This window comes from Streptomyces sp. NPDC002889, assembly GCF_042888425.1.
Lineage (GTDB): Bacteria > Actinomycetota > Actinomycetes > Streptomycetales > Streptomycetaceae > Streptomyces.
This window is the reverse complement of sequence record NZ_JBIAPT010000028.1, coordinates 17,125-43,777: the sequence shown is the minus strand read 5'-3', so window position 1 is coordinate 43,777 and position 26,653 is coordinate 17,125. Positions and strand designations below refer to the sequence as shown.

Annotated in this window: 20 protein-coding genes and 3 tRNA genes; 15 read left to right on the top strand and 8 right to left on the bottom strand. The window is 71.0% G+C overall.

The genetic code is table 11. The features are described from left to right. The first annotated feature begins 66 nt into the window (after nucleotides 1-66). The 4 genes from ACFYWI_RS32085 to ACFYWI_RS32070 all read left to right on the top strand — a co-directional run bounded on the left by ACFYWI_RS32085 (nucleotide 67) and on the right by ACFYWI_RS32070 (nucleotide 5,852). A complete protein-coding gene (locus tag ACFYWI_RS32085; protein ID WP_389239268.1) occupies nucleotides 67-1,008 on the top strand; it encodes a hypothetical protein in 942 nt (313 codons plus the stop codon). Between the two features lie 641 nt (nucleotides 1,009-1,649). Further along, nucleotides 1,650-3,191 (top strand): acyl-CoA synthetase, encoded by a 1,542-nt coding sequence (locus ACFYWI_RS32080; protein ID WP_389239267.1) that lies wholly within the window; start codon nucleotides 1,650-1,652, stop codon nucleotides 3,189-3,191. A gap of 1 nt (nucleotide 3,192) precedes the next feature. Then, nucleotides 3,193-4,638 carry a carboxyl transferase domain-containing protein gene (locus ACFYWI_RS32075; protein ID WP_389239266.1) on the top strand — a complete coding sequence of 482 codons (1,446 nt, stop codon included), beginning with the start codon at nucleotides 3,193-3,195 and terminating at the stop codon, nucleotides 4,636-4,638. 425 nt (nucleotides 4,639-5,063) lie between these two features. Further along, nucleotides 5,064-5,852 carry a VOC family protein gene (locus ACFYWI_RS32070; protein ID WP_389239265.1) on the top strand — a complete coding sequence of 263 codons (789 nt, stop codon included), beginning with the start codon at nucleotides 5,064-5,066 and terminating at the stop codon, nucleotides 5,850-5,852. 136 nt (nucleotides 5,853-5,988) lie between these two features. On the opposite strand, the gene ACFYWI_RS32065 is transcribed toward ACFYWI_RS32070, so the two are convergent. Then, nucleotides 5,989-7,911, bottom strand: coding sequence for a ricin-type beta-trefoil lectin domain protein (locus ACFYWI_RS32065; RefSeq protein WP_389239264.1), 1,923 nt, complete (start codon nucleotides 7,909-7,911; stop codon nucleotides 5,989-5,991). A 529-nt stretch (nucleotides 7,912-8,440) separates the two neighbouring features. On the opposite strand from ACFYWI_RS32065, the gene ACFYWI_RS32060 reads away from it, so the two are divergent. The 4 genes from ACFYWI_RS32060 (at nucleotide 8,441) to ACFYWI_RS32045 (ending at nucleotide 12,554) form a co-directional block, all read left to right on the top strand. Further along, the gene (locus ACFYWI_RS32060) at nucleotides 8,441-9,031 is read left to right on the top strand and encodes a dihydrofolate reductase family protein (protein WP_389239263.1); all 591 of its coding nucleotides are present in this window, start codon (nucleotides 8,441-8,443) and stop codon (nucleotides 9,029-9,031) included. Nucleotides 9,032-9,111: 80 nt separating this feature from the next. Continuing rightward, on the top strand, nucleotides 9,112-9,525 hold the full coding sequence (locus tag ACFYWI_RS32055) for a VOC family protein (protein WP_389239262.1): 414 nt from the start codon (nucleotides 9,112-9,114) through the stop codon (nucleotides 9,523-9,525). 1,594 nt (nucleotides 9,526-11,119) lie between these two features. Beyond that, nucleotides 11,120-11,755 carry a carboxymuconolactone decarboxylase family protein gene (locus ACFYWI_RS32050; RefSeq protein WP_389239261.1) on the top strand — a complete coding sequence of 212 codons (636 nt, stop codon included), beginning with the start codon at nucleotides 11,120-11,122 and terminating at the stop codon, nucleotides 11,753-11,755. Next, nucleotides 11,748-12,554 carry an SDR family NAD(P)-dependent oxidoreductase gene (locus tag ACFYWI_RS32045; RefSeq protein ID WP_389239260.1) on the top strand — a complete coding sequence of 269 codons (807 nt, stop codon included), beginning with the start codon at nucleotides 11,748-11,750 and terminating at the stop codon, nucleotides 12,552-12,554. The genes ACFYWI_RS32050 and ACFYWI_RS32045 overlap by 8 nt, the downstream gene beginning before the upstream one ends. Before the next feature lie 69 nt (nucleotides 12,555-12,623). Here the strand turns inward: ACFYWI_RS32045 and ACFYWI_RS32040 are convergent, their stop codons facing one another. Beyond that, nucleotides 12,624-13,286 carry a TetR/AcrR family transcriptional regulator gene (locus ACFYWI_RS32040; RefSeq protein WP_389239259.1) on the bottom strand — a complete coding sequence of 221 codons (663 nt, stop codon included), beginning with the start codon at nucleotides 13,284-13,286 and terminating at the stop codon, nucleotides 12,624-12,626. 51 nt (nucleotides 13,287-13,337) lie between these two features. On the opposite strand from ACFYWI_RS32040, the gene ACFYWI_RS32035 reads away from it, so the two are divergent. Further along, nucleotides 13,338-13,688 carry a DoxX family protein gene (locus ACFYWI_RS32035; protein ID WP_389239258.1) on the top strand — a complete coding sequence of 117 codons (351 nt, stop codon included), beginning with the start codon at nucleotides 13,338-13,340 and terminating at the stop codon, nucleotides 13,686-13,688. A gap of 414 nt (nucleotides 13,689-14,102) precedes the next feature. Further along, nucleotides 14,103-14,528: a DUF3592 domain-containing protein gene (locus ACFYWI_RS32030; RefSeq protein WP_389239257.1), complete on the top strand. Its 426-nt coding sequence runs from the start codon at nucleotides 14,103-14,105 to the stop codon at nucleotides 14,526-14,528. 143 nt (nucleotides 14,529-14,671) lie between these two features. On the opposite strand, the gene ACFYWI_RS32025 is transcribed toward ACFYWI_RS32030, so the two are convergent. The 3 genes from ACFYWI_RS32025 to ACFYWI_RS32015 all read right to left on the bottom strand — a co-directional run bounded on the left by ACFYWI_RS32025 (nucleotide 14,672) and on the right by ACFYWI_RS32015 (nucleotide 17,295). After that, nucleotides 14,672-15,211, bottom strand: a complete 540-nt coding sequence (locus ACFYWI_RS32025) for a hypothetical protein (protein ID WP_389239256.1) — start codon at nucleotides 15,209-15,211, stop codon at nucleotides 14,672-14,674. Nucleotides 15,212-15,285: 74 nt separating this feature from the next. Further along, nucleotides 15,286-16,236, bottom strand: a complete 951-nt coding sequence (locus ACFYWI_RS32020) for a hypothetical protein (protein ID WP_389239255.1) — start codon at nucleotides 16,234-16,236, stop codon at nucleotides 15,286-15,288. Between the two features lie 393 nt (nucleotides 16,237-16,629). Then, nucleotides 16,630-17,295, bottom strand: coding sequence for a TetR/AcrR family transcriptional regulator (locus ACFYWI_RS32015; protein WP_389239254.1), 666 nt, complete (start codon nucleotides 17,293-17,295; stop codon nucleotides 16,630-16,632). A gap of 137 nt (nucleotides 17,296-17,432) precedes the next feature. Here ACFYWI_RS32015 and ACFYWI_RS32010 point away from each other — a divergent pair, with 137 nt between their 5' ends. Then, a complete protein-coding gene (locus ACFYWI_RS32010) occupies nucleotides 17,433-20,225 on the top strand; it encodes an AAA family ATPase (protein WP_389239253.1) in 2,793 nt (930 codons plus the stop codon). A 284-nt stretch (nucleotides 20,226-20,509) separates the two neighbouring features. Here ACFYWI_RS32010 and ACFYWI_RS32005 read toward each other — a convergent pair. From ACFYWI_RS32005 to ACFYWI_RS31995, 3 genes are all read right to left on the bottom strand, one after another. Next, nucleotides 20,510-20,583: transfer RNA gene (locus ACFYWI_RS32005), tRNA-Ile, on the bottom strand. Nucleotides 20,584-20,762: 179 nt separating this feature from the next. Next, nucleotides 20,763-20,835, bottom strand: a tRNA-Asn gene (locus tag ACFYWI_RS32000). A gap of 5 nt (nucleotides 20,836-20,840) precedes the next feature. Continuing rightward, nucleotides 20,841-20,913 (bottom strand) — tRNA-Asn (locus ACFYWI_RS31995). Between the two features lie 172 nt (nucleotides 20,914-21,085). Here ACFYWI_RS31995 and ACFYWI_RS31990 point away from each other — a divergent pair. The 4 genes from ACFYWI_RS31990 (at nucleotide 21,086) to ACFYWI_RS31975 (ending at nucleotide 26,647) form a co-directional block, all read left to right on the top strand. Beyond that, on the top strand, nucleotides 21,086-21,385 hold the full coding sequence (locus ACFYWI_RS31990) for a YtxH domain-containing protein (protein ID WP_389239252.1): 300 nt from the start codon (nucleotides 21,086-21,088) through the stop codon (nucleotides 21,383-21,385). 35 nt (nucleotides 21,386-21,420) lie between these two features. After that, nucleotides 21,421-22,866 carry an FGGY family carbohydrate kinase gene (locus tag ACFYWI_RS31985; protein ID WP_389239251.1) on the top strand — a complete coding sequence of 482 codons (1,446 nt, stop codon included), beginning with the start codon at nucleotides 21,421-21,423 and terminating at the stop codon, nucleotides 22,864-22,866. A gap of 119 nt (nucleotides 22,867-22,985) precedes the next feature. Next, entirely contained in the window at nucleotides 22,986-24,719 is a 1,734-nt protein-coding gene (locus ACFYWI_RS31980) for an ABC transporter ATP-binding protein (RefSeq protein WP_389239320.1), read from the top strand. Then, nucleotides 24,716-26,647 carry an ABC transporter ATP-binding protein gene (locus tag ACFYWI_RS31975; protein WP_389239250.1) on the top strand — a complete coding sequence of 644 codons (1,932 nt, stop codon included), beginning with the start codon at nucleotides 24,716-24,718 and terminating at the stop codon, nucleotides 26,645-26,647. The genes ACFYWI_RS31980 and ACFYWI_RS31975 overlap by 4 nt, the downstream gene beginning before the upstream one ends. Nucleotides 26,648-26,653: the final 6 nt, after the last annotated feature.

Here is a 26,653-nt window from a genome sequence, read left to right as displayed (position 1 = left end):
GCGATTGTCGCAGTCCGGGCCGTAATCCGACCGCGTGAGCGGCAGCCGGGCTCCGACAGTGTGGCCATGACGGAGATATGGACGACAGCGACGGCGGGCGCGGTGGCCGGCCTGGGTGTGGCGATGCCCGTGGGGGCGATGGGCGTGCTGCTGGTCCAGGAGGCCATGCGCGACCGCCGCGGCGCGATGGCCGCGGCGGCCGCGGTGGCTTCGGCCGACCTGGCGTACGCGGCGGTGGCCACCGGCCTCGGCCCCCTTGTCGCCTCGGCCCTCTCGGGCGTGGAGGCCTGGGTCCGCCTGGTGTCGGCGGCGATCCTGACCGTGATCGCGGCGCGGGGCCTGTGGGCGTCACGGCATCCCACGGGCGCCGCGGCCACAGCCACGGGCCGGCCCCGGGACGCCCGGCCCCGCCCCGGTGCGCGCCAGGGTGGGAGTGCCGCAGCCGACGCCGCCGCCGCGCGGGCAGGGAGACCCGGCCGGCGTGAAGGGCCGCGGCCGGCGGCCCCGGAACCCGGCCCCGGGGACACCCGGTCGCGCCCGGGCGCGACGACGGAGGCGGAAGACGCCTCGGTCCCGGCCGCGAGCACCGGACCTCGCCGGGCGGGAAGCCCTTCGATCGCGACCGGCGAGACCGGGACCCCTGCGCGGGCAGCCGCGCCCGGGCGCACAAGCGCCCCGCGGACCCGGGCGAAGGCCTGCCGGCGGGCAGGCGCCGCCACCCCGGCGCGCGTTTTCGCGCGATTCGCCGCGCTCACCCTCATCAACCCCACCACCGCCCTCTACTTCGCCGCGCTGACCACCGCCCAGGGCGCGACCCTGCGCGGCGTCGCCGGTTCGGTGTTCGTCGCCGGAGTGTTCGTCGCGTCGATGGCGTGGCAGCAACTGCTCGTCGCCGTCAGCGGCCTCGCGGGGGCTCGTATCTCGGACAAAACCCACGCGTGGACCTTCCGGATCGGCTACGGGTTCGTCGCCGTGTACGCCGTGAAGGTCGCGCTGCCGCTGCCCTGAACAACCCGCCCGTACGGAGCAACTCGGCGTGCCCCGTGCCCCGTCGCCGCCCTGACCTCCTGACTTTCCGTGAACTCGGCGCGCCCGAAGTCGGCACCAGGGCCGCCGGGTTCGCGCTGATCGCCGTGGCCCCCTCCGGCGGATCGCGCCCGCGCCGGGTCGGTCGGCTGTCCGACCCGGTCCACCCCGCGCCCGTGACCTCGGCGGCGCCGGGCCTCGCGGCGCTGACGGCGATCATGCGGGGCTTCGGCCCGCAGCCGAGCCGGGCGGCGGGATCGCGCTGCCGGGCATGGCCGCGGCTCTCGGCACGGCGAGCGGCAGCGTCGTCGACCCGGCCCCGGCGGGTTCGTACCGCCGCCGGTGAGCGGCGCCGTCCACGGCGCGAAGAGACGTACTCGATCGGCCTCACGCAGCTGTCGGCCCGGTGCCGACGGAGCCGCCCGTCGCCCGGTCGCGGTCCCCCGTGGATGCCGACCGGGCGGCGGGCCGCCGCTGCTCCCCCGCCGGACACGATCCTGCCGAATCCGGCGGCCCGGCACATCGGTCCGCAGACGGAGCAGGTGTTCCGCCCTCTCCCCCACGCGGGGGAGACACAATGATCCGAGATGGTCCGAGAGCATGCGACTCAAGGAGGACGACGAGTGGGTTCCCTCTTTCCGGCACTGGACGCCAGGGCCGCCGGCTCCGAAGGAAGCGAGAGGGGGGTCCGCTCGGCCGAAGGCCGGGAGCGGATCGCCCTGCGTTTCGGGGAACGGTCCCTCACCTACGGGCAGTTGGCCGACGTAGCGGGCGCAGTCGCGGGCCGGATCTCCGGTGCCCGGCGAAGCGTGGCGGGGGTCGCCCCGGCCGACGGCCTGGGGGCGGTCGCCCTGTGGGCCACGCCGACGCTGGAGACCGCGGTCGGTGTCGTGGGGGCGCTGCGGGCCGGAGCACCGGTCGTGCCGCTGAATCCACGGACCGGCGAGCGGGAGCTTGCGCACGTGGTCGCCGACAGCGCGCCGTGCGCCGTACTGGTCGCTCCGGGCGACGAACTGCCCGCGGCGCTCGGCGCGTTGGAACGCATCGAGATCCCGGTGTCCGGTTCTGCGGCGCAGGCGCCGCCACCGCGGCAGGAGGCGGATCCCGGCTCACCCGCCCTGATCGTCTATACCTCGGGGACCACCGGACCGCCGAAGGGAGCGGTACTGCCGCGCCGGGCTGTCGCGGCCACGTTGGACGCGCTCCAGGACGCCTGGCAGTGGAGCGCCGACGACGTACTCGTCCATGCCCTGCCCTTGTTCCATGTGCACGGCCTGATCCTGGGCATCCTCGGGCCGCTGCGCCGCGGCGGCGAAGTGCGGCACCTGGGCCGGTTCACACCCGAAGGCGTGGCGCGGGAGCTCACCGGCGGCGGCACCATGCTGTTCGGCGTACCGACGATGTACCACCGGCTGGCCGAGGCGCTCGACGACGACCCGGAACTCTCCAAGGCTCTGGCGGGTGCGCGGCTGCTGGTGTCCGGGTCGGCCGCCCTGCCGCTGCCGGACCACGAGCGGATCGCCGCGGCGACCGGCCGGCGGGTCATCGAGCGGTACGGCATGACCGAGACACTGATGAACACCAGCGTCCGGATGGACGGCGAGGCCCGGCCGGGCACGGTCGGGGTGCCACTGCGCGGGGTGTCGCTGCGGCTGGTGGAAGAGGACGGCACGGAGATCACCGCGCTGGACGGCGAGACGATCGGTGAGATCCAGGTACGCGGCGAGAACCTGTTCACCGGGTATCTGAACCGCCCCGACGCGACGGCCGCGGCTTTCGACGGGGACTGGTTCCGCACAGGGGACATGGCTGTGCGCGACCCGGACGGGTACGTGCGCATCGTCGGCCGCAAGGCCACCGATCTGATCAAGAGCGGCGGTTACAAGATCGGGGCCGGCGAGATCGAGAACGTGCTCCTGGACCACCCAGGCGTGCGCGAGGCCGCGGTCACGGGCGAACCGGACGCGGATCTGGGTGAGCGGGTGGTCGCCTGGATCGTGGCGGCCGATCCCGAGGGGCCGCCGTCGGCACAGGAGTTGGCGGCCCATGTGGCATCCCAGCTCGCACCGCACAAGCGGCCGCGCGAAGTGCGCTACCTCGACACTCTGCCGCGCAACGACATGGGCAAGATCATGAAGCGGGCCCTTCACGGCTGGGGAGGCTGACATGGCCGAGCGGATGGCCGCACGTGAGGCGATCGCGCTGATCTGTGACGCCTTCACGGAGCATGACGTCGCGGATCTGCCGGCCGAGGGCGAGGGGCCGATCGGCTGGGCGGGCTATGGCGCGGCCCGCGCCCGCGCGGCCCGCAGGACCGGCTCCGCCGAATCCGTCGTGTACGGCGAGGCGACACTCGGCGACGGCCGCCGGTGCGTGGTGATCTCCTTCGAGTTCGGCTTCCTGGGCGGCTCGTTGAGCGAACGTGCCGGGGACAGGCTGGAGACGGCGTACACCCTTGCGCGCGAGCGCCGGCTGCCGCTGGTCTCGCTGATCGCCACGGGCGGCAGCCGGATGCAGGAGGGCATGATCGCGCTCTCCCAGCTCCAGCGGGTGGCCTGCGCGTCGGTGCTGCTGCGCGAGGCGGGAGTGGCGCACATCGCCGTGGTGCGCGACCCGACAACAGGCGGCGGCTGGGCGACGCTCGGCGCGGGCGCGGACGTCATCCTGGCCCTGCCGGGCGCCCAGGTGGGCTTCGCGGGATCGCGGGTACGCCCCGCGGACGCGGACCCGGCGGCGTACACCGCGGAAGGCCAGCTCGCGGCGGGCCAGATCGACGCCATCGTCCGCCCGGAGGACCTGCGCGGGGCGGTGACGTTCTGGGCCACGGCGCTGAGCTCGGCGCCGCAGGGCGACGGGGCGGCGGCCGGTACCGTCTCGCCCGGCGACGCGGTACCGCCCGGCGCGGGCAGCGGGACGACCCGCGACCACCGGGCCTCGGGCCCGCGCGGGATCGAGCCCGCACCCCCTCCGTACGCCCTCGGCAGGTCCTCGCTCCCGGACAGCGGGTGGGACGCCGTACAGCAGGCCCGTGAGCCGGGGCGGCCGCGGGGCGAGGCGTACCTCGACGCGTACTTCACCCGGCACGAGCCGCTGCGCGGGGACCGGTGCGGTGGCGTCGACCCCGGGATGCTGTGCGGTGTCGGGATCCGGGACGGCCGCCCGGTGGCGTACGTGGCGCAGTGCGGCACCCCGACCGTGCCCGCCGGATACCGCACCGCCGCGCGCGTGGTGCGGCTCGCCGACCGGCTCCGTATCCCCGTGCTCACCCTCATCGACACCCCGGGAGCGGCAAACGACGCCGCGGCCGAGCGGGCCGGCGCGGGGGCGGCGATCGCGGAGCTGTTCGCGGCGATGGCCGCCGCCCGCACCCCGCTGACCAGTCTGGTCATCGGGGAGGGCGGCTCGGGCGGCGCCCTCGCGCTGGCCGCGCCCGGCAACACCTGGGTGACGCCGGACAGTTACTTCTCCGTCATCGCCCCGGAGCTCGCCGCGGCGATCCTCAAGCGCGAACCCGGCGAGGTGCCCCGGACGGCGGACCAGCTGCGGCTGCGTCCTCAGGACCTGGTCGAACTGGGGGTCGTACGAGGGGTGGTGGGCCCGCCCGCCGACTGAGCGACCGGGGACAACGCGGTCAGGAGCAAGGCGGCCGGGCACAGCGCGGCCGGCCCGGTGTCGCCGGGATGAAGCCCGGCTGCAGGAAGGCGGCGAGTTCATGGTGCCCCGGCTCGTCCGCCGGTCACCGGGTCACCGTCTCCCCGACCAAGGCCGTCCGGGTCCGCGCGGCGAGCCGGAGGCCGCGGTGCGCCGGACATCCGAGCCGCGCCGCGGCCCGGCGGCCACTCGCTCGGCCTTTCCCTCGGCCATCGGCTCGACGACCGGACACAGGTCAGGCCGACGGGCCCCGGTCCTGACCGGGGCGGGACGGACCTGGCGGTGTCCAGGCGGACACGCCCGGGCGGTGCTCGAGGGGCGGCGGGCCCGTGCGCCGCCTAGCTTGGCAGCAGGAGGCACATCGACGAGCAGGAGGCTTGGACACCATGGCAGCGCTACCCGAAGGCACGCCCTGCTGGGCCGACGCGATGTTCCCCGACGTCGAGGCCGCGAAGAGCTTTTACGGCGAGTTGCTCGGCTGGACCTTCGACGAGGGCTCGACGGAGTTCGGCGGCTACACCCAGGCGCGGTCGGACGGCAAGGCCGTGGCCGCGGTCGTCCCGCGGATGCCGGGCATGGACACCGCGCCGGCCTGGAATCTCTACTTCGCCACGTCGGACATCTCGGCCACCGCCCGCAGGATCGCTGACAACGGCGGTGCGCTGCTGATGGATCCGATGCCGGTCGCCGACTTCGGCACGATGGTCACGGCGGAGGACCCGAGCGGCGTGTACTTCAGTGTCTGGCAGGCGGGCAGCCATGAGGGTTTCGAGAAGATCGGCGAGCTCGGCGCGTACTGCTGGGCGGAGGTCACGACAAGGGATGTGGAGAAGGCCGACCACTTCTTCCCGGCGGTCTTCCCGTACACGGTGAAGCGGATGAAGGACGAGTCGGTCGACTACCGCCTGTGGTACATCGACGAGGCCCCGGTCGCGGGCCGGTTCAAGATGACCGCCGACTTCCCGCACGAGATGCACCCGTTCGTCAATGTGTACTTCGGCGTGGAGGACTGCGACGCGGCGATCGCCACGGTCGGCAGGCTGGGCGGCGAGGTGCACCACGGTCCGAAGGACAGCCCTTTCGGACGTTGGGCCTCGGTGTCCGACCCGCAGGGGGCGGTGTTCTCCGTCATCGACATCAAGACGACGGCGGGTGACATGCCGGAGTTCGTCTGATCGCAGCCGCGGGCGCGGGCCGACCCGGGCGGCAGGCGGAGCCATGCGGCATGCTCCCTGCCGACCGCGCCGCGGGACCCGGTGCCGCCCGGGCCCCGTAGGCCGTATGCCCCTGCCGCCTCGCTCTCTTCCCGTCCTACCGGGCGGGCGCCGCCTCCGCCTTGGGGCGCTGGGGCGACGGCACCCGCGTCAACGTGGCCGCCACCCGGCCGACCACCCGGCCCGCCGGGGCCGGGACGACCGCGGGCCGCTCGAAGGTGCGCGGCTGCGGCGCCGCGGGATTGCCGTCACTGACCCGGCGCAGGCCCGCATCGGCCGGCTTGTGGTCCTGTGCGGCACCGCCCACGGAGGCGCCCCGTGAGGCAGGTGCCGCGTCGTCGCCGACAGGCGGCGACTCCTGCGGGCACGTCTCGGGGACGCATCTCCCGCCCTCCGGCGCCGGGCGGTTGACCTCCTCGGCGTACGGAGAGGCCGCGTCGGTGCCCGACTGCTGCTTGGTCCCGTTGTGCACGGCGTCGGTCGCCCAGATCTGGCCGGCGGAGTCGTCACGGACCTTGACGACCACCGGGCTTTGCGGTTCCGGTGACGCGGGTATCAGGGCCAGGCCGTCGTTCCATCGCGGGATGACCTGGCCCTGGATCGTGAGGTCGTAGCGGACGTCGGCGGCATCAGGGGCGGCCGGGGTCGTACAGGGACCCAGGACAACGATGCCATCGAGCTCATGGGAGTTCAGGCACAGCTCGGGAGCCTGCGCGCTGCGCACCCGTCCGTCCCTTTCGTACACCCACCTCTGGGCCGGAGCCGACGAGCAGGTCGCCATCGTGACGTCCGTGCCGGGCTCGGGCGCCCCGGTGGGGACGTCGAGGCACAGGCCGGACTCGACATTGCGCAACCGGGTGCTGAGCGGCACGTCCGGATGGGCGGCGGAGGTCGCCGACGGCTGCGGCGCGGTGCCCGACGGCCGGCCCGTGCCGGTGCCCGGTGCGGGGGCCGTGGCGGACGGTTTGGCGACCGCGCCGCTGGGGACGACCGGACCGGCCTGCTCCTCCTCGTCCGACCAGGCGCTCGCCACCAGGCCGAGGGCGAGCAGTCCTGTCACAGCGACGGCGGTCCCTGCGACCAGTACCCGGGGTGAGGCGGTCATCGCGGCACGCTTGCTCCTCAGCGCGATGCGGGGCAGGGCGCGGGCCCGTCCGGACCGGGAGTGCCGGCCCGTTGCGCGGACGGTGGTCCGTGCCTGTGCCCTGGCGTTGTTCCGGCCGGGGCGCGAATCCAGATACGGCTGGGCGGCCCGGCCGAGGAGTGCCTCGGCGAGCAGCCGGCCCAGCCGGCCCCCGGACTGCCGGAGCTGGTCGGCCGCGTACCGGCAGTGCCGGCAGCTCGCCAGATGCTGCTGGATGTCGGGAATCAGCGCGCCACCGCGCCGCAGCGATACGTCGAGCAGCCGGTTGAAGTGCCGGCACTCGTGGCCGGGGGCGCTCTCCCGGTGGGCGCGGACGCAGGCCTGCCGGAACTGTTCACGCGCCTGCTCGAGTTGGTCCGTCGCTATGCGGGGATCCATACCCAGCAAAGCGGCCGGTACGGATATGCCCTCGCCCTCGACCTCCGCGTGCCACAGCAGAACCTGAGCCGTCAGCGGCATTGAGTAGAAAGCGCGTGAGATGAGCTGCCTATTCTCGGGCGGCAGCTCGGGAATGAGAAGTCCGGTCAGCAACGCCGCGACGCGCTCGTCGCAGGCCCAGGCTTTGGCGATATGACGGGTGGTCACCAGCAGATGCGGCCGCAGGGCGCCGACCGATGCCCCGGTACAGGCGAGATTCTCCATCAGCTGGGCGAATGCCGCGGTAGTGAGCATCGAAGCGATATTCGATGAAGGGGAACAGATCGAGGCGTAATCGAACACGGACTGCCAGTGCCGCGCCAGCAGGGTGGCGACAGGATGGGCTTCCCTGGTCCCTCCGCTGCTCCCCAGCGCGGCGGCGAGTTCCTCGTCGGAGACTCCGGGAGTGTGGCTGGGCTGCACGTAAGGTGCGGCCCCGGGCATACGGGGGTGCTGCATAGACGTCTTTCCATCCATGGCATTGCGGTGGGGGGTTGCAAGGGTCGGCGGCCCCGGTCGGTGTGGCCGTGCAGCCGATCGAAAGGTGCGCACCTGTTGGTACATACCTTTGGGGGCGATGCCTCCCTCTTTTGGAGTTGGGCCGCCCTCGGAGAAATTCGAACGGTTGATCAAAATAGTCTTGTTCGGACGTGAGGAAGCTCACCCTTACACAACTGGCCGCCCGCTAACAAGAGTTCTGGAAGGCGGCCATTCACGGCTCCGTGCGTCAAGTCCACTTCAGGGCGCAGGGCCCCGACTTCTGGAACTCGAGTAAGTACAACAATGCAGAAGCACTGAAGCGTCAGCCCTTGACGAGAAGCCCGAAAGCGGCGCGGACCCCTGACCGCCGGCCATGGCCCCGCGATCGCGGGGGCACCGCCCGCGGGCGGCCCCGGCTGCGCAAGGCAATCCGTACCCGCCGCACCGATGAGTTCGGCCGGCCCGCGTGGTCCCTTCTTCCAGGGGCGCAGGACCGTGGAGGCCGAGCATGCGAGATCTGATCATCACGGAGAACATCACGCTCGACGGGGTCATCGATGCCTCGGAGGGCTGGTTCGACCCGGCCGGTGCCGGTGCGGAAGGCGACCGGTCAGACCTCGAGGCGGCACTGCGCGAGCAGATGGCGGCCGCCGACGCGTTTCTGGTCGGACGGGTGACGTTCGAGGAGATGCGCGGTTACTGGCCGAAGCGGACCGACGACACGACCGGCGTCTCCGCGTACCTGAACACCGTGTCGAAGTACGTGGTCTCCCGGACGCTGGACGACCCCGCATGGGAGCACACCACCGTGCTGCGGGGTGACCTCGCGGAAGAGGTGCGGGCACTGAAATCCGCGCCGGGCCAGGACATCGTCACAACGGGCAGCATGACGCTCACGGCCGGCCTCATCGCAGCCGGACTCGTCGACGAGTACCGCCTGTTCGTGCACCCCGTCGTCCTCGGCCGCGGCCGCCAGTTGTTCTCGGACACGACCGGCGTCCGGAAGCTGCGCCTGGCCGAGACCCGGCCGTTCACCTCGGGGATCGTGCTGCTGCGCTACCGGACGGCACAGCGGCCGGACGCCGGGGCCGCGGCATGACGGCCGGGGAGTCGCCCCGCTCACCGGCGGCACACCGCTAATCTGCCGGAACTGACCTTTTTGTCACGAAAGGAGCACTCATGCCTTCTCGACTCAACCCCTACCTCAGCTTCGACGGCAACGCGCGCCAGGCCATGGAGTTCTACAAGAGTGTCTTCGGCGGCACGCTGACGATGAACACCTTCGGCGAGTTCGGCGAGAAGGAGGCCAAAGACGCCGCCGACAAGATCATGCACAGCATGCTCGAGACCGGCAGCGGCTTCACGCTCATGGGCGCCGACACCCCGCCGGGGATGGAGTACAAGCGGGGGAACCACATCGCCGTGAGCGTGAGCGGCGACGACTCCGCCCAACTGCGCGGCTACTGGGACAAGCTGTCGGGGAACGGCACTGTCGCGGTCCCGCTGGAGAAGCAGATGTGGGGCGACGTGTTCGGCATGTGTACGGACAACTTCGGTGTCACCTGGCTGGTCAACATCACCGAGCAGGCCTGACCCGCCGCCAGGGGACCGCATTCTCGGATGGGGTCCCCTGCGCGTTTTCCCAGGCCTCCGGGGAAACCGGCCGCGAGCGCCCGCCCGTCGGCCCTCGGCTCTCAGCACCGCCAGGCGGGCGACCGGCCGGCGGCGCTGCCGCCGGATCCAGGCGCAGTCCCGCCGCCCCTCAGGCCCATGTGCGGCCGACCCGGTGCGGCGACAGCCGGCACCGGCGGCGCCCACCCGCCGGTGCCGGTCCCCACGTACTGCTCGCGCCCGCGAAGGCGTGAGCAGGCCGTCATGCCATGGTCCAATCCCGCTGCCGGCTCGGAGGCCGAAGCGGGGCGCCGTGTGACCAGCTACAACACCGGCGGAGTTGCGTAGCCCACGTTTCGGCCGCTGATTGAACACCGACTCTCCCGGGCCCGTTGACCTCGGTAACCGGTGACCGTCTGAAAACCGGTGAGTGAGTGAGGTTCGCACATGCCAAGGATCCTTCCGAAAGTCACCGGGTACCGGCGTCCGGCCGCAGGCTGCTGCCCGGCCTGGCGGGCCGGCCACGGTTCCTTCCAGCGACTCACGCACTGAGCGGTCGAACCCATGGACTACTGCTATCCCTGCCGCCGCGTCCTCAACGGCGCCGTGACGTGCCCGGAGTGTGGGGCATACGACTCGGACACCGCACCGCCGAGCGATCGGAGCGTCGATGCTCCGGATGTCGACACGACGGTGCTGGAGGTCCTCTTCAGCGAGGGACCGGGCTCCTCGGAGACCCCCGACCCTCCCTGGTCCCCCGCGTCCTCGGCCGATGTGCCCGCGGGCTCGCACCGCTGCCCGCCGCGACCGAAGAAGCGCGGCGGCCGGAATCTCGCCGCGGCCGCCCTCGCCATGCTCGGCGGCCTGGCCGCCGCGTCACTGCTGCCCCAGCACTCCGCCGGCACCCCGAGCGCAGCGCCTAGCCCGGAGCGGTCGATCCCCGACGAGGAGCCCCAGGGCCACGTCACGAAGCATCCGAAAGCCTCGGGTTCACCGGAACGTCCGGCCACGCACCCGGCCAGAGGAAGGGCCCGGGACCGGAACAGCGGTCCGACCGGTCGCCCTCGGGCGACCGCCCCTCCCCGGGAATCAGCGGCTCCCCGAGCTCCCGCAGCCACCACCCGTCCACCCGTTAAGGCCAGGCCGGCCCCCAGCCCCTCCACCGGCCGCCCGAGCGACCCGGCCTCGCCGACGCCGACTCCTTCCGCAAGTCCTACCGGGAGTGCCGGCGCCTCACCTACGGGTAGTCCTTCCCCGAGCACGACGGGTGTGCCGGTGACCGACGCGCTGACGGAACGGACGGAGCCGCTGCTGCCGGACCGACTTCGAAGCGGGGCGGTCGGGGGCACGATCACCGGGAGGTGATCGAAGCGATCGCTCCTCGTGGGCCCGCGGCGTCGATGCTTCCGGCAGGCAGCTCGGCGCCGCGGGCCCGAGCAGTGAAACGGTCATGTGAGTTGTACGCCACCACGCCATGGTGGTCGTCCGTGCACCAGCCTCGACTGTGCTGTACCGGCACAGCCTCTCCATTGGCCATTCACTTGCTAAACGTTCAGCCAGTTTCTAATGTGAGGGCATGGACGACGTCACGAACGAGGTACCTGACGCACCCGACGGCAGCCTCGGAGGTGACCGGCGCCTCCCCCGCGTCGCGCCGCTGCCGGAGGCACGCTGGGACGCGGGGGTGCGCGCACTTCTCACCACCGCGCCGCGGGACCCGGGAGGCCGGGTGCCCAACATCTTCACCACCATGGCCCGCCACCCCGACCTCTACGCACGGTTCATGCCGTTCGGCGGGCAGCTGCTCCGCAGCGGGCTGTTGCCGGGAAGGATCAGGGAGCTGCTGATCCTGCGCACCGCACACAACACCGGGGCCGTCTACGAGTGGGGACGCCATCTGCCGCTGGCCGAGGCCGCCGGCGTCACGGCCGCGGACGTCCGGCGCATCACCCAGGGCCCGGACGCCGCCGGATGGACGGACCTCGAGAGGCATCTGCTCCGAGCCGCCGACCAGCTGCACCACGACGCACGGATTTCGGGCGTGACCTGGGAAGGGCTCGCGTCCCACTACGAGGAGGCAGAGCTGATAGAGATCACGATGCTCATCGGCCAGTACCACATGCTGGCGTTCTTCCTGAACTCCGCCGGCGTGCAGCTGGAACCGGGCTTCGACCGGACCGGCACCCGGAAGGAGGCGCGCGCCGATGGATGAGCAGCGGCGACCGGAGAAGGAGCCGCGCCGTCTGGCCGGCCGCAAGCTCCTGGTGATCGGCGCGGGCACCCGTCCGGACGGGGATCCGCAGGCACCCGTCGGCAACGGGCGGGCTATATCCGTCCTTGCCGCCCGTGAGGGAGCGAGTGTGGCCTGCGCCGACGTCGCACGCGAGGCGGCCGCGGCGACCGCCCGGCTGGTCACCGCCGAGGGTTCCCCGGGGGTCGCCCTGGTGGCTGATGCCACCGACCCCGAGCAGACCGCCGCACTGGTCGCCGATGCAGCCCACGAGCTCGGTGGCCTGGACGCGCTCGTGGTCAACGTGGGCATCGGGCTCGGCGTCGGCTTGGCCGGCTCTTCGCCCGAGGACTGGGAGCATGTCCTCTCGCTCAATCTGCGCGCGCCCTTCCTTGCCGCGAAGTACGGCCTGCCGGCGATGAGCGGCGGCGGCGCGATCGTCTTCATCGGATCCGTCGCCGGGCTGCGCGCCGCCACAGGCTCGCCCGCCTACGACAGTTCCAAGGCGGGTCTGGTGGGTCTGACCCGGCATGTCGCCAAGGAAGGAGGGGCGCGCCGTATCCGCGCCAACGTGGTCGTACCTGGTCTGATCGACACCCCGATGGGCCGTCAGGCATCAGCAGCACGCAACTCCAGGACCGCGTCCTTCGAGCGGATCCCACTCCGCCGGCAGGGCACCGCGTGGGAGGTGGCGGAGGCAGTCACGTTCCTGCTCTCCGACCGCGCCTCCTACATCACGGGCCAGCAGTTGGTGGTGGATGGCGGCCTCAGTGCGGTCTGACCATGGTGCGGCAGCTGTCCGGCCGCTGCGCGGGGGCCGGACTCCCGCAGGCGCCCCCGGCCGGCGGCGTCAGCCGGTCCTGCGGTCCGCAGTGAGTGCCAGCAGCACCATGTCGTGGGCCGCGCGGCCGATCTCCTCCAGGCGGGCGCGCGCGGAGTCCAGCTGGTACTGGAGCAGCACGCCGCGCGCCAGGCTCTCCAGAAGGAATGCCTGCGCGCGGGGGTCCAGGTCGGAACGGATGCTGCCGTCGGCGACCCCTCGTCGGATGTCGTCCTCCACGCCGGTGCGGACCAGGTCGAGTTGGCCGCTCAGGGGCCCCTTGGCGGTGTCGCCCGGACTGCCGATCGCCTCGACGAGCAGCACCAGCAGCGCGCGTGCCCGGACGCTCGGGCCCGGCTCGGCCAGACGTGAGAAGTACTGCTCCAGCTTGGCCAGCACGGCCTCCAGCCCGGTCATCCGGTCGTACCCGGGGAGCGCCCGGAGACGGTCGACAAAGACCTCGCGGATGTCGGTGATGACCGCCTCGACGAGCCCCGCCTTGGACGTGAAGTGGTAGTTGACCATGCCCCGGCTGACCCCGGCACGATCACCGACCTTCTTCACCGTGAGGCCGCGGTAGCCTTCCTCGGCCAAGATCCCCAGTGCCGCGTCGAGCAGTCTGCGCCTGGATGCCTCGCGCTGGTCATCGCGCATCGTCGGAAGAGGGCCGGTCGTTGTCGTGGGATCGGTCATCGCCCCAGCAGTATCCCATCCGCGACTGCCCCACTGCTCGAAAGGTGACCTGTGGACGTCCTGCGCATCATCCTGGCCTCAGCCGTCGGCCCGATATTCGTCCTCACCGGAGGGATCAAGGTCTACGGGCTGCGCCGGTCCCTGCAGTACCGCGACCACTTCGGCATGTCGCCCTCGTTGTGGCGGGCGATCGGCGTACTGGAGGTCGCGGGTGGTGTGGGGCTGCTGGCCGGGCCCGCGGTCCCTCCGCTGGGCATCGCGGCCGGCGCGGGACTGTGCGCGTTGATGTCCGGGGCCGTGCTGACGCACCTGCGGGCCAGGGATCCCATCCCTGTGGTGGCCTCTGCTTCGGGCGTTCTCCTGCTCGCCTCGGCCTCCCTCGTGTGCGGTATCGCTGCGTGACCCGGGTCGGGGCGCGGCGGCTCCGCCGCGTGCGCCCGCCGGAGCGCCGGGCCCGCACCCGTACCGCGCCGGCGCGCCACCTGCCCGTGGAGCAGTACCGGACGGGCACGGTGTGCCAGTGCGGGCACGGTCGCGGGCCTCCTCCGGCGCAGACCGTCATCATCAAGCAGGCCGATCCGTGGGCGCGGTACGTGGCGATCGGCTTCGCCGGGGCGGGCGTCGGCCTGATGTTCCTCGCCGGGCTGATCGTGACGCTTGTGGCGGCCGGTGCGTGCGCCCTGTCCTCGCGGCCGGGCCGATCCCCTGCTCGACGGCTCCAACTCTGTCGGCTTGTGTCACCGAGCGCGGTGGCAGGCAGGCTGCCGCAGTCGCCCCACTCGCAACCGGCACCCCCACGCACGCGTCGCACAACACATGGAACGCGAATGGCTCTTCTCTCTCATCCCGCTGACGATTGGCGCGGTCTTCCTCAGCTTCGGCGTGTACGGACTCCGCCGCGCCGGCGCGCTCCGTCGCACAGGTGTCACCGCAGAGGCTCGGATCGTCCGCCACGAGGTCGGACGAGGCGACGAGGGCGCCACGATTTACCACCCGGTCGCAGCCTGGACGACCCGGGACGGCCGCGAGTGCGAGTACTCATCCAGGTTTGGCCGCGGTTGCGTCGGAGGCAACTTCGGCGTGGGGGCCTTTGTCATGGTCCAATACGATCCGGAAGATCCCCGCCGGTTTGCGATCCAGGGCTGGGACGTAGCGACGGTCGACCTGGTGTTCACCGTGTTGGGGTCGGTGTTCACAGCGGGCACGTCGGTGGTGTTGCTCGTCCGACTACTCACTCTCTGACCGCAGCCGACTCTCGGCTTCTACGGCGGCAGCACGTCCGCACCGAGTGACCCGGGACGCCACGTTGCCGACTCCCTCGCGTTTGATCTGCCGCCGCTGCCTGAGGCGGTGCGTGGCGCCGCCGAGGCACACTCCCTCGCCGGTCATGACTGACTGTTGAGGAATCCGATCGTCACTGCCCCCCACCACCCGAGTTGAGAGAGGGCGGCCGAGATCACTGCACGCACGAGCAACCGCCGCGGGGGACACCCGTTTTCGTGGCCGACCAGGGTGCGGTGCAGAGCGTGCGCGTGCACTCCGTTGAGCGCGATCAGAAGGACGAGTGCCAGCTTGACCCGGGTGAGGAGTGCCCGGGGGTCGGGATCGAGGATGATCCCGCTCAGCACCAAGCCGGCCAGCCCCGCCCACACGGGCACGTGCAGCGGGCCGGCGAACTCCAGCGCGTGACGCAGGCTCCGCCTCCCCAGCAGCCACAGCATGCCGTAGTAGTCGATGGTCAGCACCGAGCCCAGTCCGACGACCAATGCCCCCAGATGCGCGAACAGCGCGACCGTGCGCACCGCCGGGCCGGCCTCCACATGCAGCGCCGCCCACACGCTGCCCGCCCATGCCAGACAGACGAGCACGTCGGCGACGAGGAGCGTCCAGCCGTGCGGAGTTCTGCTGGACCGGCCCGGATTCATGCGATCACCTCCTTGGTGGGGCGGTGGGGCGGTGGGGCGCGCCCCCGCGCGCCCCACCGCCTGCTCGAGGCGGATCAGTTCCGGGCCACCCAGCCGGCCATGATCCCCATGACGTCGTCGTGCGAGTGCCCGTCGATCTCGTACCTGCTGGTGATCTGCAGAACGTCCCCCCGTTGGATCGTGCCCAGGGAGTCCCCGCTGCAGGGCGGCATGTCCGAGATCTCGGTGTTTCCGTGAATGTCGATGAACTCGGGGCTGCCGCCTTCCTCCGCCACGATGTTGCACAGGACCTTGCCGGTGCCGAGGTTCTCGGTCCGCACCGAGTGACCGCCGTGGTGGAGATGGCCACGCATGTGCACCAGCGTCCCGGAGATCGTGGACCGCCATCGTCGGGTCTTTTCGCTGACTCCCTCGGGAGCGTCGTACACGCTGCCGAGGCATCCGCCCGCGTCCATCCAGATCGGTGTCACCGGCTTGAGTGACGAACCAGTGGCGGATTCATGGGTGTAGGTGACGGAGATGTAGACCGTCTTGTTCTGCGAGGCGTGGTTCATCAGGTCGTAGAGCATGTTCCACCGCTCGCCCCTGCCGACCTTGATGCCGTATCCGGAGGGCAGGACGCTCTCCACCCGCTCGTTTCCGGAGGCGAATATTCGCTGCGGGCCGTTGCACACGACGTCGTTCTTCCAGTGGTTTCCCATCACCATGTGGTGCAGCATGGGGCCGGTGTTGACATTGGCGTTCGACCCGTCCGCGTACACGAGATTGGGCTTGAATCCCGTTATGTAGCAGTCGTCGCACGGCTTTTGCACGTTGAAGGAGAGTCGGTTGCCCGTCTCCCCGTGGTCGTGCCCGGACGCTGCCGGGATCGTGAACGGTCCGTACCGAACTGTTGTGACCTGTGCTCCGGAGTGCTGGGGTCGTGTCCTGGTGTCGGGAGCGCCGACGGAGACCGCCGGGGTGGCGCCCGCCGCCAGCGCCGTGGCGACGACGACGGCGGTCAACGCGATTTTTCGCTGAAGCATGTTTCCTCCTTGCCGGAAAGGAATTCTTCGGACTCGACCGGTGCGCATGGAATGTGAGCGCGCTTCACGTCGCCTCGCGATGGCCAGAACGCCGGAATCCTTGTCGGCGCGCAGCATGAAAGCAGGCGGTGTTTTTCCCTGGCGAGGAACGCGTTACGGTCAACAGCGCCAGAGCGGACAGGCCTGATCGAGGGGGTCCCCCTCACCGATAAGGACTCGCTCGGCTGACCGTAGAGTGACGTGCGGCCTTTCCACTGTCAACGGATCTCTGACGCAGTGAAAACGGGGAAATTTCCGCCGAGTTGCTGACCAGCAAGTACTCGGGGTACTCGCCCTCGCGGGCAGCCGCAACACCGGCGATTGCACCGATTCGCGGTGGCTGCGACCGGTGATTCAGCCGCTCCGCCGCGAACGGCCCCCGGCCGGGCGCCGGACGGAGGCCACGGTCCGGACAGTCGCCGCGGCCGCCCCGGCGAAGATCCTGTGCATCAATGCGGTCCACGCCTTGCGGTCCGGGCCCTCGAAGTTCACGGCGGTGAGTACGTCGACACCGAGGGACGCACACAGCACCAGGCGGGCACAGGCCGCGCCGTCGACCTCGGCGGTAAGTGAACCGTCCTGTTGGGCGAGTTCGACCAGATCCGTCAACCTGGTCTCCGCCCTGCGCAAGGCGGCGTGGACCCTGCGGGCCACCTCGTCGTCGCGCCGCGCGGCGGCGAGCGCCTCGCTGACCAGAGGCGCCCACGTTCGCCGGCGTGGGTCGGAGAGGTCAGTGGTGATCATCTCGAGCAGGTCGGTGGAGGCAGCCCCGCGGTCGAGAGCCTCATCCAGCTTGCGCGCGGCGGCTGCCAGACCGCGATCGACCGCCTCGGCAAGAAGGTCGGCCTTGTTCCGGAAGTTGCCGTAGATGGCGCCGGTGGAGAGCCCGGCACGACGGGCGATGTCCTGCACCCGCGTGCGGTCGTAGCCCTGCTCACCGAATTCCTGAACGGCCGCCTCGATCAACCGGTCCCGGATCAGTGCACCGGACTGCCTTGAGGGGGAATCAGGGTCTGCCACGAACCAAGGGTATCCGCGCCAGGAGCCTCCAGGAGGCCCTCGAAGCACGGCGCTTCGGGGCAGCGTCACTGTTGCGCTCACCGTCGAGAATAGTCATTATTCTCAGGCCTGAGGCGTCGAGCCGGGAGGCGTGCGTCATGACGTACGGCACCGAGCAACCCCACATCATCGGCAGACAGGCCGAGCGCACCCAGCTTGCGGCGGCGGTGGATGCCTGCCGCGGAGCAGGCGGCGGCGCCCTGCTCCTGACCGGTGACCACGGGATCGGCAAGACCGCACTGCTCCGGTACGCGTCCCACCTGGCCCATGACTTCCGCGCTGTCCGGGCCGACGGGGTACCGGCGGAGCAGCACCTGGTGTACGGAGTGGTGCAGCGGCTGGTCAGGCCGCTGGCCCCCGACATGCGTCAACTGCCGCCGCAGTCCCGGGAGGTCCTGGAGCGGCTGCTGCTCGGGTACGTCCCGCCGCTCCGGGAGCGGTCGCTCATCGCACTCGCCGTGCTGGCTCTGCTGGCCAGGGCGAGCGGCCGCAGCCCGGTGCTGCTCGGCGTCGACGATCTGCAGTGGGTCGACTCCGAGTCCCGGTACACCCTCGGCTTCGTGGCCCGCAGGATCAGCACCGAGCGGGTCCTGATCCTGGCCGGGACGGAGAGCGACAGGTGCGCCGCCGTGTCGGGAGTGCCGGTACTTCGTCTGGCGGGCCTGAGCGACCAGGACTGTCTGCGGCTCCTCGCGCGGATCCGGCCGTATCCGGTGGCGCTCCCGGTTCGCGAGGTGCTCCTCCATGCAGCCGGCGGCAATCCCCTCGTTCTGCTCGAGTTCCTGCGGACGCTCACACCCGCGGAGCTGAGCCGGCTGTCCAGCCTGCCCGATCCCCTGCCCCTGGCACCTCGCCTGGCGCGCCTCCGGCTTGCCGAGTTCCGACGGCTTCCCGGCGACTGCCGGAGGTTGCTGTTGCTGCTGGCCGCGGAACCGGGCCTGGACCCCCTGACACTCTTACGTGTCGCCCAGCGGACGAGGATCGACCCGTCGGCCCTGAAATCCGCCGAGACCGCGGGTCTGCTCACCGTCTCGAGGACGGCGATCTCCTTCCGGCACGACGACCTCGGCCGGGCGATCTGCCAGGGAGCGGATCTCGCCGAGCGGCAGTGGGCGCACGACATGCTGGCGCGGGCGTTCGCCGACACGGACGACGATCGTCGGTGCTGGCACGAGGCCGCCCTGCTGTCGGAGGCAAACGCCGAACTGGCCGACGAACTGGAACGTCAGGCTGCCTGCGCCCGTCGGCACGAGGGCCAGGCGCACGCGGCGGCGCTCATGGAACGCTCGGCCCAGCTGACCCCCGAGGACGGCCCCCGGGGAAGCCGCCTGGTCAGCGCCGCCGACTGCAGCAGACGGGCCGGACGGCCGCGGCGCGCAGCCCGGCTGCTGGAACGCGCGGAGACCCTGGTCGGTACGGATCAGCCGTCGTTGCGGGGGCACATCGCCTATCTGAACGGCGTGATCTCCCTGCATCACGCCGCAGCGCCGGATGCCTACGACGCACTCCTGACCGCCGCCGACCTACTGGCCGGTGACAACCCGTCGTTGGCCATCAAGGCGCTCGTGGCAGCGGGGGAGGCGGGCCTGTACGCGGGAAACGCGGCCTTACCCGTGCAGGCCGGCCGGCGCGCGCTGGCGATGCTCGACAGTTCGGCGCGGGAGGAACAGCCGGAGAGCCGATTCGCCGCCGAGGTTCTGCTCGCGGTCGCCGATTCGCTGCAAGGACGGCTCGCGGCCGCGGTGCCCCGCCTACGCGGGTGTCTCGACACGGCGGCGCAGGTGGACGACCCCCTCCTGCTCGCCTGGGCGTCGCACGGTGCGCTGTTCGTCGCCGACGATGCCCGCGCGCGTGCGCTGGCCACCCGAGCGGTGACGACGGCACGCACGGCAGGTGACACACCCACGATGGCGCACGCCATGCAGTACCTCGCGTACCCGGAATGCTGGCTGAGCGGACCGGACACCGCGACGCTCACCGCCATGGAGGCACTACGGCTCGCCCGTGAAACCGGCCAGCTCAACTGTGCCCGCAACCTGATGGGGATACTGATGCTCGCGGCCGGGATCGCCGGGGACTCCGGGGCCTGTGGGCAGTACGCGGACCGCGTCGTCGGCGAAGCGCAGGCGCACGGCCTGGGCCTCGCCTCCGCCCTTGGCCTGTGGGGCCTGGCCCACCTGGATCTCGCCTCCGGAAACTGGGCCGAGGCGGCCGCCAAGCTGCGCAGGCTCGCCCGGACAAGGCTCGGACATCCCGGTGTCGCGATCGAGGCCGTCCCCAGCTACGTGGAGGCCGCCGTCCGCGCCGGGGACCGGCCCCGGGCGGAGCGCGCAGCGGCGACCTTCGCCCCCTGGGCCCAGGCGATCGGCCGGGGGTGGCCGGCCGCGCTGGCTGCCCGGTGCCGCGCACTGCTGGAAACCGGCGACACCGAGGAACACTTCCGGCGCGCTCTGCGTCTGCACCCGAGCGGCGATCGCGAACTGGAACTTGCCCGCACATGCCTGCTGTACGGCGAGTACCTCAACCGTGAGCGCCGACGCGCGGACGCCCGCGCCCAGCTCCGGGAGGCGGCCGACGTCTTTCGCAGGCACGGAGCGCGGCTGTGGCTCGACCGGACCCGGGCCGAGCTGCGCGCCACCGGGGACGACTGGGATCCCGCTGAGGACGAAGCCCCCGCTCTTGAAGTCCGGCCGGACACGCTGACGCCCCGTCAGCAGCAGATCGCCCGCCTGGTAGCCGAGGGCGCAACCAACAAGGAGGTGGCGGCCCGGCTGTGCCTGAGCCCACGCACCGTCGACTACCATCTGCGTCGCATCTTCGAGCGCCTGGGCATCACCTCGCGTGCCGACCTGATCCGCCGGCGCGCAGCCGGGACCGGCTCGGACACGTGATCCGCGGTCGGCCCCGCCCTGCGGAAGGCCGTCAGGGTGTGCCGCGGCACTCCCGGCCGGCAGATCCCCGCGCCGGCCTCCCCCACGTCCGGCATCAACGCGATCGGGGCTGCCGCTCAGGACCGGCCGCACTCCCCACGGGGCCAACCGAGTGGTCCCGCGGGGGACTCGGAAGGGCTGCTGGGCGAGGACCGACACACTTCGGCGTGGCTACTTCCTCTGACGCTTCGGCAGGTGCATGCTGCTGTCGCACGTCACATCGTTTCTGCACATATAGCGCGCAGTGGGGCGGGTGGGACTCGAACCCACGGCCGACGGATTATGAGTCCGCTGCTCTAACCGGCTGAGCTACCGCCCCTTACGGCGCGTCGCGCACATTTGTGCGCGCCGTCTGCCGCAGCATAGCCGGTCATACGATCTCCTGCTTCGGATGGTCGGCAACGCACAACCATGAGGACTGCGCTGGTCGCCGCCCGGTTCCGGTCCGGTGCAGAACACATGAAAAGAGGACCCACGAGGGGTCCTCTCTCTCATCTGCTCCCCCGGCTGGACTCGAACCAGCAACCCTCCGGTTAACAGCCGAATGCTCTGCCAATTGAGCTACAGGGGATCGCGCTCCCCCGACTGGACTCGAACCAGTAACCTGCCGGTTAACAGCCGGCTGCTCTGCCAATTGAGCTACAGGGGATTGCTGCATGTGCACCGAACGTACCTACCTGGGGCATCCCAGGGGGCGTGTGCTCGCTGCGACACATACATTAGCGCAAGCAGGGGGGTGCTCCGCCAATCGGTATGTCCCGGGGTGATCACGGGCTTCTGCGGGTAGGCGGCCAGCACCGACGCAACGGAAGGGTCGCGCCATGCGGTACAAGCTCACCTTCGTCGCCGGACTCGCCCTCGGCTACGTGCTCGGCACGCGGGCAGGGCGCGAACGCTACGAACAGCTCAAGAAAGCCACGCGGGAGCTCTCCCGGAACCCCGCGGTACGTAACGCCGCCGAGTCCGCCGCGCACAACAGCCGCCAAGCGGCCGGAAAGGCGTTCCACAAGGTCAGTGACAAGGTCGGTGACCATGTGCCCGTCTCGGTCGCCGAGCGGGTGCGCGCGCTGCGGGACCGGAACGGCAGCCTCGACGACGACTGGGGAACCACCAACACGTGACATGACTGTCCGCCGAGTGCGGCAGAATTCTGTACATGGGGATAGTCGCCGGGTTGGACAGTTCGTCTGGGTTCACACGCATCGTCGTCTGTGACGCGGACACGGGTGCCGTACTGCGGCAGGGGTATGCGCCGCACCCCGTCGATCCCAAGGCGACCGAGGTCGATCCGCAGGTCTGGCTGCTCTCTCTCGGTGACGCCGCAACCGGCGGGCTGCTGGAAGGCGTGCAGGCCATCGGCGTCTCCGCACAGCAGAACGGGCTGGTCCCACTGGATGCGCAGGGTGGGCTCGTACGTCCCGCCCTGCTCGGCAACGACAAGCGGGCCCAGGTCGCGGCGGCCGATCTCATCGACGGGCTCGGCGGGCGGCAGGCCTGGGCCGAGGCCGTCGGGTGCGTACCTCAGGCGGCCCAGCCGGTGGCGAAGCTGCGCTGGCTGGCACGCGCCGAGCCCGAGGCCGCACGGCGGATCGCGGGGCTGATGCAGCCGCACGACTGGCTGGTGTGGCAGCTGCTGGGACGGCCCTCCCGGCGGACCACCGACCGCGGTGGCGCCTCTGCCACGGGGTACTGGTCGGCGGGTACCGGCTCCTACCGCCCCGATCTGGTGGAACTCGCCCTGGGGCACCAGTGCGCGCTGCCCGAGGTGCTCGGTCCGGCCGAGGCCGCGGGCACCACGCCCGAAGGGCTGCTGATCTCCGCGGGGACCGGCGAGACGATGGCGGCGGCGTTCGGGCTGGGGCTCGGCGTCGGCGACGCCGTGGTGTCGCTGGGTGCGTCGGGTTCCGTGATGGCCGTGCACCACGAGGCGCTCGCGGACCCGAGCGGGATGATCACCTCGTTCGCCGACGCGACCGGGATGCATCTGCCGGTCGTCCACACGCTCAATGCCGTTCGGGCGCTGCGCGGTACGGCCGAACTGCTGGGGCTGGACGACCTCGCGGAGCTGTCGGATCTCGCCATGAAGTCGACGCCGGGCTCGTCCGGTCTGGTGCTGCTGCCGTATCTGGAGGGCGAGCGGACTCCGCAGCTGCCGCACACCGCGGGCACGCTGAGCGGGCTGCGGCGCGAGTCGATGAAGCCCGAGCATCTCGCGCGGGCATCCTTCGAGGGCATGCTGTGCTCGCTCGCGGACGCGCTGGACGTGCTGCGCGGCCGGGGCCTGGAGGTGCGCCGGGTGTTCCTGCTGGGGGCGGCCGCCGAGCTGGCCGCCGTACAGGCCGCGGCGCCCGCGATCTTCGGGGCGCAGGTCCTGGTGCCACAGCCCGCCGACTATGCGGCCCTCGGCGCGGCGCGCCAGGCCGCGTGGGCGCTGGGTGTCGCGCAGGGGACGCTGTCCCCGCAGGCCCCGCCGGCCTGGCAGGGGGCTGCCGTCCAGGTCTTCGAGCCGGGTGACGAACTGCCGGTGGGGCAGGCGGTGCGCCAGCAGTACGGGGCGACCCGGGACCAGATCCATCCGGGGGCGTTCAACCCCGCCCCTTAACGGACAGCTTTCGTTCAGCTGTTCTTGACCGGGCTTTGGGGGAAAACCCTTGGGGTTTCCCCCGTCGGGTGTCGGAAGATGGGGTGGCCCCCGATCTTGCCGAGCCCGAGAGACAGCGTGTGCTGATACGACTGCTGCGGACCCACTTGAGTCCGTACAAGAGACCGATCGCCTTCCTGGTGGCGCTGCAACTGCTGCAGACCAGCGCCACCCTCTATCTGCCCACCCTGAACGCCGACATCATCGACAACGGTGTCGTGAAGGGGGACACGGGCTACATCCTGGCCGTGGGCGCCCTCATGATCGGCGTCAGTGTGGTCCAGGTGCTCTGCAACATCGGGGCCGTTTTTTACGGCGCGCGCACCGCGTCCGCCCTCGGGCGGGACGTCCGGGCCGCCGTCTTCGGGCAGGTGCAGAGCTTCTCGGCACGGGAAGTGGGGCACTTCGGGGCGCCTTCGCTGATCACCCGTACCACCAACGACGTCCAGCAGGTGCAGATGCTGGTGCTGATGGGCTTCACCATGATGGTCTCGGCCCCGATCATGTGTGTCGGCGGCATCATCATGGCGCTCGGCCAGGACGTGCCGCTGTCGGCGGTGCTGCTCGCTGTCGTGCCGGTGCTCGGCATCTCGGTGTCGCTGATCGTGAAGCGGATGCGGCCGCTGTTCCGCACCATGCAGGAGCGCCTCGACACGGTGAACCGGGTGCTGCGCGAGCAGATCACCGGCAACCGGGTGATCCGGGCCTTCGTACGGGACGCGTACGAGAAGGAGCGCTTCCGCGGGGCCAACGACGAGCTCACCGATGTGTCCCTGTCCACCGGACGGCTGATGGCGCTGATGTTCCCGACCGTGATGACGGTGGTGAACGTGTCGTCCGTCGCCGTCGTCTGGTTCGGTGCCCACCGTGTCGACAGCGGTGCGATCCAGATCGGTGCGCTGACCGCGTTCCTCGCGTATCTGATGCAGATCGTGATGGCCGTGATGATGGCCACCTTCATGTTCATGATGGTGCCGCGCGCCGAGGTCTGTGCCGAGCGGATCGAGGAGGTGCTGGGCACCGATTCGAGCGTGGTGCCGCCGAGCTCGCCGGTGAGGGAGCTGCGCCGCAGCGGTCATCTTCAGGTGCGGGGCGTCGACTTCCGCTATCCGGGGGCCGAGGAGCCGGTGCTGCGCGGGGTCGACCTGGTGGCGCTGCCGGGCGAGACGACCGCGATCATAGGGTCGACGGGCAGCGGCAAGTCGACGCTGCTGGGCCTGGTGCCGCGGCTGTTCGACGTGACGGGCGGCGAGGTGCTCGTCGACGGGGTGGACGTACGGGAGCTGGAGCCGGCACTGATGGCGAGGACGGTCGGGCTCGTGCCGCAGAAGCCGTACCTGTTCTCCGGGACCGTGGCCACCAATCTGCGGTACGGAAAGCCCGGCGCGAGCGAGGAGGAGCTGTGGGAGGCCCTCGAAGTGGCGCAGGCCGCCGACTTCGTACGGGAACTCGAGGGCGGGCTCAACGCGCCCATCGCGCAGGGCGGCACCAATGTCTCCGGCGGCCAGCGCCAGCGGCTGGCGATCGCCCGCACGCTGGTGCAGCGGCCGGAGATCTATCTGTTCGACGACTCCTTCTCGGCACTGGACTACGCGACCGATGCGGCGCTGCGCGGTGCCCTGTCGCGCGAGACCGCCGGCGCGACGGTGGTGATCGTCGCCCAGCGGGTGTCGACCATCCGGGACGCGGACCGGATCGTCGTCCTGGACGAGGGGCGGGTCGTGGGCACCGGAAGCCATCACGAACTGATGCAGGGCAATGAGACCTACCGGGAGATCGTGCTCTCGCAGCTGACGGAGGCTGAGGCCGCATGAGCGGGGGACCTGCTGCACGGATGATGGCGGGCGGCTCGCCCAACGAGCGGTCGATGGACTTCAAGGGGTCGGGCAAGCGGCTGCTGCGGCAGCTCGCGCCGGAGCGGGCGACGCTGTGGGTGATGCTCGCGGCCGCTGTGCTGAGCGTCGGTCTCTCGGTGGTCGGGCCGATGATCCTGGGGCGGGCGACGGACCTGGTGTTCGCGGGGGTCGTCGGGCGGGAGATGCCCGCGGGAACCAGCAAGGACCAGGCGATCGAGGGCCTGCGGAAGCAGGGCGACGACGGTCTTGCCGACATGCTCTCCGCGGTGGACTTCACGCCCGGAAGCGGCATCGACTTCACCGCCGTACGCGATGTCCTGCTGGTGGCGCTCGCCATCTATGTGGCCGCGGGGCTGCTGATGCTGGTGGCGACCCGACTGTCGATCCGGGTGATCAACCGGACCGTGTACCGGCTGCGTGAGGACGTGCAGGCGAAGCTGTCGCGGCTGCCGCTGTCCTACTTCGACCGCGCCAAGCGCGGCGAAGTGCTCAGCAGGGCGACGAACGACATCGACAACATCTCGCAGACCCTGCAGCAGACGATGGGGCAGCTGATCAACTCACTGCTGACGATCGTCGGCGTGCTGGCGATGATGTTCTGGATCTCGCCGCTGCTGGCGCTGGTCGCGCTCGTCACGGTGCCGGTGTCGGTGGTCGTGGCAACGAGGATAGGCAAGCGCTCGCAGCCGTACTTCGTGTCGCAGTGGAGGACCACGGGCAAGCTCAACGCCCATATCGAGGAGATGTACACCGGCCATGCGCTGGTGAAGGTCTTCGGACGGCAGGAGGAGTCGGCCAAGGACTTCGCCGAGCAGAACGACGCGCTCTACGAAGCCGGGTTCAAGGCCCAGTTCAACAGCGGTGTCATGCAGCCGCTGATGTTCTTCGTCTCCAACCTCAACTATGTGCTGGTGGCGGTCGTCGGCGGGCTGCGCGTGGCCTCGGGCGCGCTGTCGATCGGCGATGTGCAGGCGTTCATCCAGTACTCGCGGCAGTTCTCCATGCCCCTGACGCAGGTCGCCTCGATGGCGAACCTGGTGCAGTCGGGTGTCGCGTCCGCCGAGCGGGTCTTCGAGCTGCTGGACTCGCGGGAGCAGGCGCCGGAGCCGCTCGCCGGGGCACGGCCGGACGCACTGCGCGGCGCCGTGTCGCTGGAGAAGGTGTCGTTCCGCTACGCCGCGGACAAGCCTCTCATCGAGGATCTGTCGCTGTCGGTCGAACCGGGCCACACGGTCGCGATCGTCGGCCCGACCGGAGCCGGCAAGACCACCCTGGTCAATCTGCTGATGCGGTTCTACGAGGTGACCGGCGGCAGGATCTGTCTCGACGGGGTGGACGTCGCCACCATGTCGCGGGACGAGCTGCGTTCCGGCATCGGCATGGTGCTCCAGGACACCTGGCTGTTCGGCGGGACGATCGCCGACAACATCGCCTACGGCACGTCCCGCAAGGTGACGCGGGCGGAGATCGAGGAGGCGGCGCGCGCCGCGCACGCCGACCGCTTCATCCGGACCCTCCCGGACGGCTACGACACCGTCATCGACGACGAGGGCTCGGGCGTCAGCGCCGGCGAGAAGCAGCTGATCACCATTGCCCGGGCGTTCCTGTCCGACCCGGTGATCCTGGTGCTGGACGAGGCGACGAGTTCCGTGGACACCCGCACCGAGGTGCTGATCCAGAAGGCGATGGCGCGCCTGTCCCATGGGCGTACGAGCTTTGTGATCGCGCACCGGCTCTCCACCATCAGGGACGCGGACGTGATCCTGGTGATGGAGAACGGGTCGATCGTCGAGCAGGGCACGCACGAGGAGCTGTTGCTGGCGCAGGGCGCGTACGCACGGCTGTACGCGGCGCAGTTCGCGCAGGCCGTGGTGGAGGTGGATTGACAGGCA